Consider the following 13,195-nt stretch of genomic DNA (forward strand, 5'->3'; position numbering starts at 1 on the left):
GCGTAATCCAGTATCATTACAAGGTACTTTTCAACGAGGAGTGAGTGATGAAACTGATGTTCGCATCGGACATTCATGGTTCGTTGCCAGCCACGGAACGCGTACTTGAACGGTTTGCCGCAAGCGGTGCGCAATGGCTGGTGATATTGGGTGATGTTTTAAACCACGGACCGCGTAATGCGCTCCCGGAAGGCTATGCACCTGCGCAGGTTGCTGAGCGGTTGAATGCGCTGGCAGCGCGGATTATCGCGGTGCGTGGCAATTGTGACAGCGAAGTGGATCAGATGCTCCTGCATTTTCCGATGACCGCGCCGTGGCAGCAAATTCTGACAGAAAATCAGCGACTCTTTTTGACGCACGGGCATCTTTTTGGCCCGCAAAATATGCCGGCGCTCAACGTGGGAGATGTGCTGGTTTATGGGCATACACATTTGCCCGTGGCTGAGCGTCAAGGGGATGTTTACCACTTCAATCCCGGCTCGGTAAGCATCCCGAAAGGGGGCTTTGCGGCAAGTTACGGGATTCTGGATGATAATGTTCTCAGCGTAATGGCACTCAATGATCAAAGTGTTATTGCACAGGTCGAGATTAATCCGTAATTTACCCCACAAACATAAACGCGCCGTAAGAGCGCAAGAAAAAAGAAGGTTTCCTGATGGTGGAACAGCGTCGTTTGGCAAGTACGGAATGGGTGGATATTGTGAATGAAGACAACGAAGTCATTGCACAATCCAGCCGGGAACAAATGCGGGCGCAACGCTTACGCCATCGTGCAACGTATATCGTCGTGCATGATGGAATGGGCAAAATTCTGGTTCAGCGTCGTACTGAGACAAAAGATTTTTTGCCCGGCATGCTGGATGCCACCGCTGGCGGTGTTGTGCAGGCTGACGAGCAACTACTGGATTCAGCGCGCCGTGAAGCGGAAGAGGAACTGGGGATTGCGGGCGTGCCGTTTGCCGAGCATGGGCAGTTTTATTTTGAAGACCAGAACTGTCGCGTATGGGGCGGGCTGTTTAGCTGTGTTTCCCACGGACCGTTTGCGCTTCAGGAAGAAGAGGTTAGTGAAGTTTGCTGGCTGACGCCGGAAGAAATTACCGCGCGCTGCGACGAATTTACGCCGGACTCACTGAAAGCCCTGGCGCTGTGGATGACCCGCAACGCTAAGAATGAAGGGGCGAAAGCCGAAAAGCAGGAAGAGGCTGAGTAAAATCTGCTCATCCGGCCTACAGCGTCGAGAAATCGTGTAGGCCGGGCAATCGTTTTTTAATGGTAACCCATTATCTGCGCGCCAATCACCACCACGCTGGACATAATAAACAGCAGTCCCAACAGCGTGGCGCCTACCTTCAGCCAGTTACGAAAATCCACCCGACACACGCCTAACGTTGCCATCAGCGATGCCGACGTAGGATAGATAATATGGCTGAATCCGTCGCCAAACTGGAAGGCCAGTACGGTGACCTGACGGTTTACGCCAACCAGATCGCCTAAGGGTGCTAATAACGGCATGGTCAATGCAGCCTGACCAGAGCCGGAAGTAACGAAGAAATTAAACACCGCCTGGAACAGCAGCATAAACCACGCCGCGATGGCGTTATCCAGCCCGCTGATGCCGTTGGCAATGCTGTGCAGCAGCGTGTTCAACACGCTGGCTTCACCCGCCTCTCCATTACCGACCAGCAGTAATATGCCCTTGGCAAAACCGACCAGCAGGGCAGGGGCAATCATCATTCGCGCGCCTTCAGTGAATGAGGAGGCCATGATGTTGACCGTCATGCCGTTGAGACGAAAGACCACGCCGATGATGCCAATTACCAGGCCCATGGTGAAGAACTGACTGGCGATCTCAGGAATAAACCACGCGTTGACGATCACGCCCCAGACAACCCAAATCATTACCGCGGTCAGCACCAGCAGCACCAGCCAGTCGCCCAGCGTGAAGCGTCGTTCCACAACGTCGTCCTGCTGTTCGCGAAAGAAACGGTCGGATTCATGTACCCGGGACAAAAGCGGATTCTTTTTGATGCGCGCCGCATAGGCCAGCGTGAAGGTCAGACCTATCAGGGTCGCAACCACCCACACAATGATACGCAGACCGGAACCAGAGAGCACCGGCACGCCCGCAATCCCCTGCGCGACGACCACGCAGAACGGGTTCATCCATGAGCTGGCGAATCCAATTTGAGTCGCAATATAGGTGACCAGAACGGTGGTGATACTGTCGTAACCTAACCGTACCATTAACGGTGCGATAATAATGGCAAAGGCGACCGCCTCTTCCCCCATGCCAAACACCGCGCCGCCTAATGAGAAGAGAACAAACAGCACCGGGATAAACAGGACTTCGTTTCCTCGCGTATGGCGGATGAGCGCCAGGATGCCGTTATCGATGGTTCCGGTACGCATAACGATGCCGAATGCGCCGCCAATCACCAGCATAAACATAATAATGCCGACGGCAGTGCCGAATTTAGAGCCGGAGGTTAACCCTTCAAACGGAAAATTCATCAGGCCAGGGCGCTCATCACCGGTGGTGAAAAACTGCACCCGGTGATACTGCTCTTCGCCCGCGTCGTTGGTCAGAATTCGAAAAGAATGGGGGTCGACCACCTTACGGGTTTTGGTTTGTCCATCAACCTGATACTGCACTTCCTGACTGTCGAACATCCCGACGGGAACAACCCATGTCGCCAGACTGGTTAAAATGGCAACGAAAAAAATAATCACCAACGTATCGGGCATCGCCCATTTTTTAGCTGGCTGTGTTTCTGTTACTGCTGACATGAAAGACTATCCCTGTTGCAATGCAAAAGAGGATAAGTATGCAAACAGGAGAATAGTTATTCATTGATGCAGCGCATCCTGGCAAATGTTTCAGAATATGCCAACGGGAAAAACAGGTATAAAAAAACCGGAAATATAAGCTATTTCCGGTTTAATAAGCAGAAGTGTTGCCGGATAAGACATCCGGCACACTCGACAGATTACTGCTGCTGTTGGGAAGACTGGATCGCGGTCAGAGCGATGGTGTAGACGATGTCGTCAACCAGCGCGCCACGAGACAGGTCGTTCACAGGCTTGCGCATACCCTGCAGCATTGGCCCGATGGAGATCAGGTCGGCAGAACGCTGTACCGCTTTGTAGGTGGTGTTACCGGTGTTCAGATCCGGGAAGATGAACACGGTAGCGCGACCTGCAACCGGAGAGTTCGGCGCTTTGGATTTTGCTACGTCAGCCATAACGGCGGCGTCATACTGCAGCGGACCGTCGATCATCAGGTCAGGACGTTTTTCCTGCGCCAGACGCGTGGCTTCACGAACTTTTTCTACGTCGCTACCTGCACCAGAAGAACCAGTGGAGTAGGAGAGCATTGCTACGCGCGGTTCGATACCGAAAGCAATGGCGGATTCAGCGGACTGAATCGCGATTTCTGCCAGTTGCTCTGCAGTCGGATCCGGGTTGATCGCGCAGTCGCCGTATACGTAAACCTGATCCGGCAGCAGCATGAAGAACACGGAAGACACCAGGGAACTACCCGGTGCAGTTTTGATCAGCTGCAGCGGCGGACGGATGGTGTTCGCGGTGGTATGAACTGCACCAGAAACCAGACCGTCAACGTCGTCCTGTTCCAGCATCAGGGTACCGAGAACCACGTTGTCTTCCAGCTGTTCGCGGGCAACGGTTTCGGTCATACCTTTGTTTTTACGCAGTTCGACCAGGCGAGCAACGTAGCTTTCGCGAACCACATCTGGATCAACGATTTCTACGCCAGCGCCCAGCTCAACGCCCTGAGAGGCCGCAACGCGGGTGATCTCATCCGGGTTGCCCAGCAGTACGCAGGTTGCGATACCGCGTTCAGCACAGATAGCCGCCGCTTTAACGGTACGCGGCTCGTCACCTTCCGGCAGAACAACGCGCTTGCCGGCTTTACGTGCCAGCTCGGTCAGCTGATAACGGAACGCTGGCGGAGACAGACGACGGCTGCGCTCAGAGGTCGCGGTCAGGGATTCAATCCAGTCAGCGTTGATGTAGTTAGCAACGTATTCCTGAACTTTCTCAATACGTTCGTGATCGTCAACCGGAACTTCCAGGTTGAAGCTCTGCAGGCTCAGAGAGGTCTGCCAGGTGTTGGTGTTCACCATGAATACCGGCAGGCCGGTTTCAAATGCACGTTCGCACAGTTTAGTGATACGCGCGTCCATTTCGTAGCCGCCAGTCAGCAGCAGGGCACCGATTTCCACGCCGTTCATGGCTGCCAGGCATGCTGCAACCAGCACGTCAGGACGATCGGCGGAAGTCACCAGCAGAGAACCTGCACGGAAGTGCTCCAGCATGTGCGGAATGCTGCGTGCGCAGAAAGTCACAGACTTCACGCGACGGGTATTGATATCACCTTCGTTAACGATAGTGGCGTTCAGATGACGCGCCATATCGATTGCACGCGTTGCGATCAGATCGAAGCTCCATGGCACCGCGCCCAGAACCGGCAGCGGGCTGGATTCTTGCAGTTTAGCCGGATCAACTTTGATCACTTTCGCTTTGGAAGAGTCGTCGAAAATCTCGGACAGATCCGGGCGAGTACGGCCCTGCTCATCAACCGGTGCGTTCAGTTTGTTAACGATTACGCCGGTGATGTTGGTGTTTTTCGCGCCGCCGAAGCTGCTGCGAGTCAGTTCAATACGCTCGTTCAGCTGTTCCGGGGTATCGGTACCCTGAGACATTACGAAGACGATTTCTGCGTTCAGCGTTTTCGCGATTTCGTAGTTCAGAGACTGCGCGAACTGATGTTTACGGGTTGGGACCAGGCCTTCAACCAGTACAACTTCAGCGTCTTTAGTGTTCGCGTGGTAGTTCGCGATGATCTCTTCCATCAGCACATCTTTCTGATTGCTGGACAACAGAGATTCAACGTGGCTCATCTTCAGCGGCTCAGCGGCTGGCAGAGAAGAGTTAGCACGGACGATGCTGGTAGTCTGGTCTGGCGCATCGCCACCGGCACGCGGTTGAGAGATCGGCTTGAAGACGCTCAGACGAACGCCTTTGCGTTCCATTGCGCGGATCACGCCAAGGCTGACGCTGGTCAGACCGACGCTGGTTCCGGTAGGGATCAGCATAATAATACGGGACACGGTTTATCCTCTTTCGTTACCGTCGATGTAGACGGGTTACAAAACAGCACCGCCAGCTAGGCTGGCGGTGTGAAATCAGGCAGTCAGACGGCTCGCGTCTTGCGCGATAACCAGTTCTTCGTTGGTTGGGATAACCACCGCAGGACGGGTACCTTCTTTGTTGATGAAACCAGATTTGCCGAAACGTGCGGCCAGGTTACGTTCGTGGTCAACTTCAAAGCCCAGAACGCCCAGTTTGCCCAGAGACAGTTCACGAACCATCGCTGCGTTTTCACCAATACCACCGGTGAAGACAACTGCATCCAGACGACCATCCATCAGCGCAGTGTAAGAACCGATGTATTTCGCCAGACGGTGACAGTAAACGTCCATTGCACGTTTAGCGTCTTCTTTAGTCGCGTAGTTATCTTCAACATAACGGCAGTCGCTGGTGACTTCGGTCAGACCCAGCAGGCCGGACTCTTTGGTCAGCATTTTGTTGATCTGGTCAACGCTCATGCCCAGGGTGTCGTGCAGGTGGAAGATGATCGCCGGGTCGATGTCACCGGAACGCGTACCCATCACCAGACCTTCCAGCGGGGTCAGACCCATGGAGGTATCAACACATTTACCGTTACGGATAGCAGAGACAGAACCGCCGTTGCCCAGGTGGCAAGTGATGATGTTCAGCTCATCAACCGGTTTGTTCAGAATTTTTGCCGCTTCCTGAGTCACGAAGAAGTGGCTGGTACCGTGCGCGCCGTAACGACGAACACCGTGTTCTTTGTACAGGCTGTATGGCAGAGCATAGAGGTAAGACTCTTCTGGCATGGTCTGATGGAACGCGGTGTCGAACACAGCCACGTTTTTGTCTTTCAGATTCGGGAAGGATTTCAGCGCTTCTGCGATACCGATCAGGTGTGCAGGGTTATGCAGCGGTGCAAAAGAGGCTGCGTCTTTGATACCCTGAATAACGGAATCGTCGATAACCACAGAGCCGGTGTATTTCTCGCCGCCGTGAACAACACGGTGACCAATCGCAGTCAGCTGAGCAGACAGTTCTGGTTTTTGTGCCAGAATGGTATTAACGATAAAATTCAGCGCTTCACTGTGAGCGGCGCCTGCACCTAAAGCCGCTTCTTGTTTACCGCCGTCCATTTTCCACTTGATACGTGCTTCTGGGAGATGGAAACATTCGGCTAAACCAGAGAGGTATTCTTCACCGTTTACTGCATCGATGATGGCAAATTTCAGTGAGGAGCTACCGCAGTTCAGAACCAGTACTAACTTACTCGACATGGAAGTACCTATTTATGATACGTGGCTAAAAAAACGTCAGGAAGTCATAGAGCGTAGCGCATGATGACACCGACGTTTATGATTAACATCATGCGCCATAGTCTTTTTGGGCACGATGGAATAAATACCTTTGAGTCTATGTCATTTTGCGTATTTTTCAGCCAATGGCATACTATGTGTCAATTTGACGACTCAATGATTTTGGACTAAAGGCCTTACAGGCCGGCACAGGATACCTGAATGTGGGTATCAAAGACAAAATGTTTTGAACGATGTCCCTTGTAGTTGTTGTTTTGCACAAATTTTTTAATTTTTATATGTGAAGTTGAGGTAACCGCCATGTCGACACCGGATAATCGTTCCGTCAATTTTTTTAGCTTGTTTCGCCGGGGGCAGCACTATGCGAAGACGTGGCCAATGGAAAAGCGCCTCGCGCCTGTGTTTGTAGAGAACCGCGTGATCCGCATGACGCGTTACGCGATCCGTTTTATGCCGCCTATCGCCGTCTTCACCTTATGCTGGCAAATTGCGTTAGGGGGGCAGTTGGGACCGGCCGTGGCGACTGCGCTGTTTGCGCTCAGCCTGCCGATGCAGGGCATGTGGTGGCTGGGTAAACGTTCTGTAACGCCGCTGCCGCCTTCAATACTCAACTGGTTCTACGAAGTTCGGGGTAAATTGCAAGAAGCCGGGCAGGCGCTCACTCCGGTAGAAGGAAAGCCTGATTATCAGGCGCTGGCTGACACGCTTAAGCGCGCCTTCAAACAACTGGATAAAACTTTCCTTGATGATTTGTAATTGACCCCTGATTACGCATATAAAAGAAGGCACAAGATGCCTTCTTTTTTTTCATCGCAGTAGTAGTGATACAGGAGTCCCAAATGGAAATGACCAACGCTCAACGTCTGATTTTGTCTAATCAGTACAAAATGATGACTATGCTCGATCCCACTAACGCCGAGCGTTATCGTCGTTTGCAGACGATTATTGAACGCGGTTACGGCTTGCAGATGCGCGAGCTGGATCGTGAGTTTGGTGAGCTGACGGAAGAAACCTGTCGTACGATTATCGATATTATGGAGATGTATCACGCATTACATGTGTCCTGGACTAATCTTAAGGACGCGCAGGCTATTGATGAGCGCCGCGTGACCTTCCTTGGCTTTGACGCCGCAACGGAAGCCCGTTACCTCGGGTACGTACGTTTTATGGTTAATGTGGAAGGTCGTTATACCCACTTTGATGCGGGTACGCATGGCTTCAACGCCCAGACCCCGATGTGGGAAAAATATCAGCGTATGCTGAATGTCTGGCACTCTTGCCCGCGCCAGTATCACCTGAGTGCGAATGAAATTAACCAAATCATTAATGCCTGAGGGGGCGAGCGTGCAGTGCAAAGGTTTTCTGTTTGATCTGGATGGAACACTGGTCGATTCCTTACCCGCAGTAGAACGCGCGTGGTGCAACTGGGCCGATCGTTTTGGCCTCGATCACGCCGAGGTGCTCGGCTTTATTCATGGCAAGCAGGCCATTACCTCCCTGCGACACTTTATGGTGGGCAAATCTGAGGCTGAGATCGCCGCGGAATTCACCCGCCTGGAGCAGATCGAAGCGACGGAAACCGCGGGGATCACAGCGCTGCCGGGAGCGGTTGATTTACTCAACCACCTCAATAAAGCGGGTATTCCATGGGCGATTGTGACCTCCGGATCCATGCCGGTCGCACGAGCGCGTCATCGTGTCGCGGGGCTGCCTGCTCCTGAAGTGTTTGTCACCGCCGAGCGGGTAAAAAGAGGCAAGCCCGAGCCTGACGCCTATCTGTTAGGCGCCCAGCTTCTGGGTCTTGCGCCACAGGAATGCGCGGTGGTGGAAGATGCGCCCGCTGGGGTGCTTTCAGGACTGGCGGCAGGGTGTCATGTGATAGCGGTCAACGCGCCTGTGGACACGCCGCGTCTGGATGAGGTCGATTTTTCGCTGACCAGTCTGGAACATATTTCTGTGACCAAACAGCCTAACGGAAATGTGGTCGTAGTAAGAAATACCTGAACATGATTTAGCCCCAGATTGTTGGGGCTTTTTTATGGCAGAATCGATCCATCCCTCTCATTTAACAAGGATATGTTGTGAACGGTGAATTGATATGGGTTCTCTCATTGCTGGCGATTGCCGTCGTCTTGTTTGTCACTGGCAGAGTGCGTATGGACGCGGTCGCTTTGCTGGTCATCATTGCCTTTGTTCTGAGCGGAACATTGAGCATCACAGAAGCCTTTTCCGGATTCAGCGATCCTAACGTTATTTTGATAGCGGCATTATTCATTATCGGCGACGGCCTGGTGCGTACCGGGGTGGCGACGGTAATGGGTGCCTGGCTGGTGAAGGTGGCTGGCAGCAGTGAAGTCAAAATGCTGGTGTTGCTGATGATTACCGTTGCCGGGCTCGGGGCGTTTATGAGTTCGACCGGCGTGGTCGCCATCTTTATCCCGGTGGTCTTAAGCGTTTCCATGCGCATGGAAATTTCCCCTTCACGCCTGATGATGCCTCTGAGCTTTGCCGGCCTGATAAGCGGCATGATGACGCTGGTGGCGACGCCGCCTAACCTGGTCGTCAACAGTGAACTGTTACGTGAAGGACTCAACGGGTTCAGCTTTTTTAGCGTTACCCCGCTGGGGCTGGTGGTTCTGGTACTCGGCATAATTTATATGCTGCTGATGCGCTTTATGCTCAAGGGGGAAGATTCCAGGCAGCCGGGAGACGGCTGGAAACGCCGGACCTTTCGCGATCTGATTAAAGAATATCGCCTGACCGGGCGCGCGCGTCGGCTGGCGATTCGTCCCGGTTCTCCTATGATTGGCCAGCGTCTGGATGATCTGAAGTTGCGTGAGCGCTACGGGGCAAACGTGATTGGCGTGGAACGCTGGCGTCGCTTTCGTCGCGTAATAGTCGACGTTAACGGGGTTTCTGAGTTTCGCGCCCGTGACGTATTGCTGATTGATATGTCCGCGGCCGATGTTGACCTGCGTGAATTTTGCAGTGAACAGTTTCTGGAACCAATGGTATTGCGCGGCGAATACTTCTCCGAGCAGGCGCTTGATGTGGGGATGGCCGAGATCTCTCTGATCCCTGAATCGGAATTGATCGGCAAAACGGTACGGGAAATCGCTTTTCGTACCCGCTACGGGCTGAATGTCGTCGGGCTGAAGCGCGATGGCGCGGCTCTGGCTGGAGCGGTGGTGGATGAGCCATTGCTGATGGGCGATATCATATTAGTGGTGGGCAACTGGAAGCTCATCACACTGTTGGGACAAAAAGGGCGTGATTTTGTCGTGCTGAATATGCCCGAGGAAGTCAGTGAAGCTTCTCCGGCGCACAGCCAGGCACCGCATGCGATTTTCTGTCTGGTGCTGATGGTTGCTCTGATGCTCACTGATGAAATTCCCAATACGGTGGCTGCGATCATCGCTTGTCTACTGATGGGGAAATTTCGCTGTATTGATGCCGAAAGTGCCTATAAAGCGATTCACTGGCCAAGCATTATTTTGATTGTCGGGATGATGCCCTTCGCGCTGGCTTTACAAAAAACCGGCGGTGTCGACTTGGTGGTGAAAGGGCTGATGGATGTCGGTGGCGGGTATGGCCCGTATATGATGTTGGGCTGCCTGTTCGTGCTGTGTGCGACTATCGGGTTATTTATCTCCAACACCGCGACGGCGGTGCTGATGGCGCCAATCGCGCTGGCGGCTGCAAAGTCGATGGGCGTTTCACCGTATCCTTTTGCTATGGGGATTGCGATGGCGGCATCCGCAGCCTTTATGACACCGGTCTCTTCGCCGGTAAACACTCTGGTGCTCGGACCTGGCAACTACAGCTTTAGCGATTTCGTGAAGATTGGCGTACCGTTTACCATCATTGTGATGGCGGTGTGCGTGGTGATGATCCCGATGCTGTTTCCGTTTTGATGTTGTTGGCGGATGGCGACGGGGATATCTTCGCCGCCACCGGGTCATGCGTTTATAGCGGAGAATCCTGGCTGATTTCATCTAATGAGAGGTGAAAACTCGGGACAAACACGTCCATAAAGTAGTCCATCTCTTCGCTGCGTCGCGACTCGAGCGTTTTTTCCAGACGCGTCTTGGCAAGCAGAAATTCGTTGTTACCGGCAGAGAGTTCCTCCAGACACTTCAGATACGCGCACAGGGCATCGGCCTGTTTAACAATCGATCTCTCTTCTTCACTTAAGGCATGTTCATCAATGAGCGGCGCAAAAATATCGCGCAGTTCATCAGGTACCATATCGACCAGCTTTTGCTGGGCAATTTTCTCTATCGCTTTATATTCCTGCGCAATCTGCGAGTTGAAATATTTCACCGGGGTAGGGAGATCACCGGTCAGCACTTCTGACGCATCGTGATACATCGCCAACAGAGCAATACGCTCAGCATTAACCTGACCACCAAATTTGCGGTTTTTGATCGCGGCCAGCGCATGGGCAACCATGGCAACCTGCAGACTGTGTTCAGACACGTTTTCGGTGCGCACGTTGCGCATCAGCGGCCAGCGATTAATGAGCTTCAGACGGGAGAGGTGGGCAAAAAAATGGCTCTGCTTCATAACGACCCTTATATGATGGCAACCTAAGAGTCATTTTGCGCAGAGAAGGCTGTCAGATGCAAATACTCGTCATTCATCCGACAGCCTTTGTTTAATTACAACTGGTGATACCCTGACAGGAAACGCTCAAATTTACTCAGCGACATTTCAATATCGTCAATACGCGGCAGCGTGACGATGCGGAAATGATCCGGCCACGGCCAGTTGAACGCTGTTCCCTGAACCAGCAGTACTTTTTCCTGCAGCAGGAAGTCGAGTACCATCTTCTGGTCGTCATGAATGTTGAAGCGTTTAGCATCAATTTTCGGGAACATATACAGCGCGCCGCGCGGTTTTACGCAGGAGACACCAGGAATGTCATTGAGCAGTTCCCAGGCGCGGTTGCGTTGTTCATACAGACGCCCACCAGGCATGATAAATTCGCTGATGCTTTGGTATCCGCCCAGCGCGGTCTGAATGGCATGTTGCGCCGGAACGTTGGCACACAGGCGCATAGAGGCCAGCATCTCAAGACCTTCAATATATCCTTTAGCATGTTTCTTCGGCCCGTTCAGCACCATCCAGCCCTGACGGAAACCGGCAACGCGATAGGTTTTTGACAGGCCATTGAAGGTGATGGTCAGCAGATCCGGCGCCATTGCAGCGATGGAGTGGTGTTCAGCGTCGTCGTAGAGAATTTTGTCGTAAATCTCATCCGCAAAGATGATGAGGTTGTTCTGGCGAGCAATCTCAACAATCTCCATCAGCAGCTCTTTAGAGTAAACAGCGCCGGTTGGGTTGTTTGGGTTGATGATGACGATTCCACGCGTACGCGGCGTGATTTTGGCGCGGATATCATCCAGGTCCGGGAACCAGTCTGATGATTCGTCACACAGGTAGTGCACGGCATTACCGCCGGAGAGCGATACCGCCGCCGTCCACAGCGGATAATCAGGAGCAGGAACCAGCATTTCGTCCCCACTGTTCAGCAATGCCTGCATAGCCTGCACAATTAATTCAGAAACGCCGTTGCCGATATAAATATCTTCCACGGTTACGTCGCGCATACCACGGGCCTGGTAATGCTGCATAATCGCTTTACGGGCGGAATAAAGGCCTTTGGAGTCGCAATATCCTTGCGCTGTTGGCAAATTGCGGATCACATCCACCAGTATTTCATCTGGCGCTTCAAACCCGAATGGCGCCGGGTTGCCGATGTTCAGTTTCAGAACCTTATTGCCTTCTTCTTCCAGGCGCTTTGCTTCCTTCAGAACCGGGCCGCGAATGTCATAACAGACGTTTTCTAATTTGCTGGATTTTTCAATGGGGGACATGAACGTTGACCTTTTTAGCTGTGAATGCCACTCCCTGCCATGGAAGTCAGCCCAGCACAATGTACTCCCACGGCGGTGAGTTTTGAAGGGTCTTTAGTAGAAGATTTTGAAAAGCTATGAAGTGATAATTAACTGTTAACAACTAAATAATGTAAATATTATGAGATAATAATCTATCTGGATGTGTTTTATTGGTAGTATATTTTGTTTTATTGGTTTGGTTGTGGTGATTTGTTTGGTCAAAAAAAGTTAAGCCTGTAAAGCGAAATGTCACGGGTGGCTAAGCTGGATGAGGTAATTCGAAAATACTGAGGTTTTAACTGCGGGGTCTGTTATCGGCCTGATCCGTACGTGATACGGTGTGAATTCATTGTTAAGCATAATTAATGAATTGAAGAATTCTTAATTAATTATTATTTAATATTTAAACGACATTAAATTGAATGGGCCAATAATAGCAAAACCGCTGCTCTGACATAACACCTGGTAGCCTGGAATTATTCACGATAACACTTATAAATATAGTGGTTTTAGGTTAAGATAAGTCTCATGAAATGGTAAGTAGTCTGAATTTTAAGATAATTCAAATGTTTGTTGGTTGTTCCTAACACACTGAAAAGTTAGTTTTTAATGTGTAAATTATTGTTCGTTAACTTTTTTTTAAATTTACAAAATTTACATGTTTTCCCTAAGTCAGAATCATCCAGCAGCTAAAAATTCGGCTCTTTCTCGTTGCTATATTCCGATGAATATCACGGGAATTAAAATAGCCAGGAAAGAGAATTGTTTCGTTTGTTAAACCAAATACATCCTTATTTTCACTTGGTTACACTAAGCGAAACTGCGAGGGAGGCACATTACAAATGG

General features: G+C 51.7%; 11 protein-coding genes. 6 read left to right on the plus strand and 5 right to left on the minus strand.

Annotated features, from left to right (window positions below; all coding sequences use genetic code 11):
- Positions 1-47 precede the first annotated feature (47 nt).
- Together yfcE and yfcD are read left to right on the plus strand one after the other, a co-directional pair.
- On the plus strand, positions 48-599 hold the full coding sequence (gene yfcE / locus HV350_RS08270; RefSeq protein WP_016153846.1) for a phosphodiesterase: 552 nt from the start codon (positions 48-50) through the stop codon (positions 597-599).
- 56 nt (positions 600-655) lie between these two features.
- Positions 656-1,210 (plus strand): NUDIX hydrolase YfcD, encoded by a 555-nt coding sequence (gene yfcD, locus HV350_RS08275; RefSeq protein WP_006683645.1) that lies wholly within the window; start codon positions 656-658, stop codon positions 1,208-1,210.
- A gap of 56 nt (positions 1,211-1,266) precedes the next feature.
- Here yfcD and yfcC read toward each other — a convergent pair whose 3' ends face one another.
- The 3 genes from yfcC to ackA all read right to left on the minus strand — a co-directional run bounded on the left by yfcC (position 1,267) and on the right by ackA (position 6,410).
- Entirely contained in the window at positions 1,267-2,787 is a 1,521-nt protein-coding gene (gene yfcC / locus HV350_RS08280; protein ID WP_016157044.1) for a putative basic amino acid antiporter YfcC, read from the minus strand.
- Positions 2,788-2,987: 200 nt separating this feature from the next.
- The gene (gene pta, locus HV350_RS08285; protein ID WP_181630225.1) at positions 2,988-5,132 is read right to left on the minus strand and encodes a phosphate acetyltransferase; all 2,145 of its coding nucleotides are present in this window, start codon (positions 5,130-5,132) and stop codon (positions 2,988-2,990) included.
- A gap of 75 nt (positions 5,133-5,207) precedes the next feature.
- Positions 5,208-6,410, minus strand: a complete 1,203-nt coding sequence (ackA, locus tag HV350_RS08290; RefSeq protein WP_016153843.1) for an acetate kinase — start codon at positions 6,408-6,410, stop codon at positions 5,208-5,210.
- 339 nt (positions 6,411-6,749) lie between these two features.
- Here ackA and yfbV point away from each other — a divergent pair, with 339 nt between their 5' ends.
- The 4 genes from yfbV (at position 6,750) to HV350_RS08310 (ending at position 10,363) form a co-directional block, all read left to right on the plus strand.
- Positions 6,750-7,205 (plus strand): terminus macrodomain insulation protein YfbV, encoded by a 456-nt coding sequence (gene yfbV / locus HV350_RS08295; RefSeq protein WP_016153842.1) that lies wholly within the window; start codon positions 6,750-6,752, stop codon positions 7,203-7,205.
- Positions 7,206-7,288: 83 nt separating this feature from the next.
- Positions 7,289-7,783 (plus strand): YfbU family protein, encoded by a 495-nt coding sequence (locus HV350_RS08300; RefSeq protein WP_016153841.1) that lies wholly within the window; start codon positions 7,289-7,291, stop codon positions 7,781-7,783.
- Positions 7,776-8,453 carry a sugar phosphatase gene (locus HV350_RS08305; protein WP_085951065.1) on the plus strand — a complete coding sequence of 226 codons (678 nt, stop codon included), beginning with the start codon at positions 7,776-7,778 and terminating at the stop codon, positions 8,451-8,453. Before HV350_RS08300 ends, HV350_RS08305 begins: the two co-directional genes overlap by 8 nt.
- Positions 8,454-8,530: 77 nt before the next feature.
- On the plus strand, positions 8,531-10,363 hold the full coding sequence (locus HV350_RS08310; protein ID WP_016153839.1) for an SLC13 family permease: 1,833 nt from the start codon (positions 8,531-8,533) through the stop codon (positions 10,361-10,363).
- Between the two features lie 52 nt (positions 10,364-10,415).
- On the opposite strand, the gene yfbR is transcribed toward HV350_RS08310, so the two are convergent.
- Entirely contained in the window at positions 10,416-11,015 is a 600-nt protein-coding gene (gene yfbR / locus HV350_RS08315; RefSeq protein ID WP_003028083.1) for a 5'-deoxynucleotidase, read from the minus strand.
- A gap of 95 nt (positions 11,016-11,110) precedes the next feature.
- Entirely contained in the window at positions 11,111-12,328 is a 1,218-nt protein-coding gene (gene alaA, locus HV350_RS08320) for an alanine transaminase AlaA (protein ID WP_005129483.1), read from the minus strand.
- Positions 12,329-13,195 lie beyond the last annotated feature (867 nt).

It is taken from the genome of Citrobacter sp. RHBSTW-01013 (genome assembly GCF_013781985.1).
GTDB lineage: Bacteria > Pseudomonadota > Gammaproteobacteria > Enterobacterales > Enterobacteriaceae > Citrobacter > Citrobacter braakii.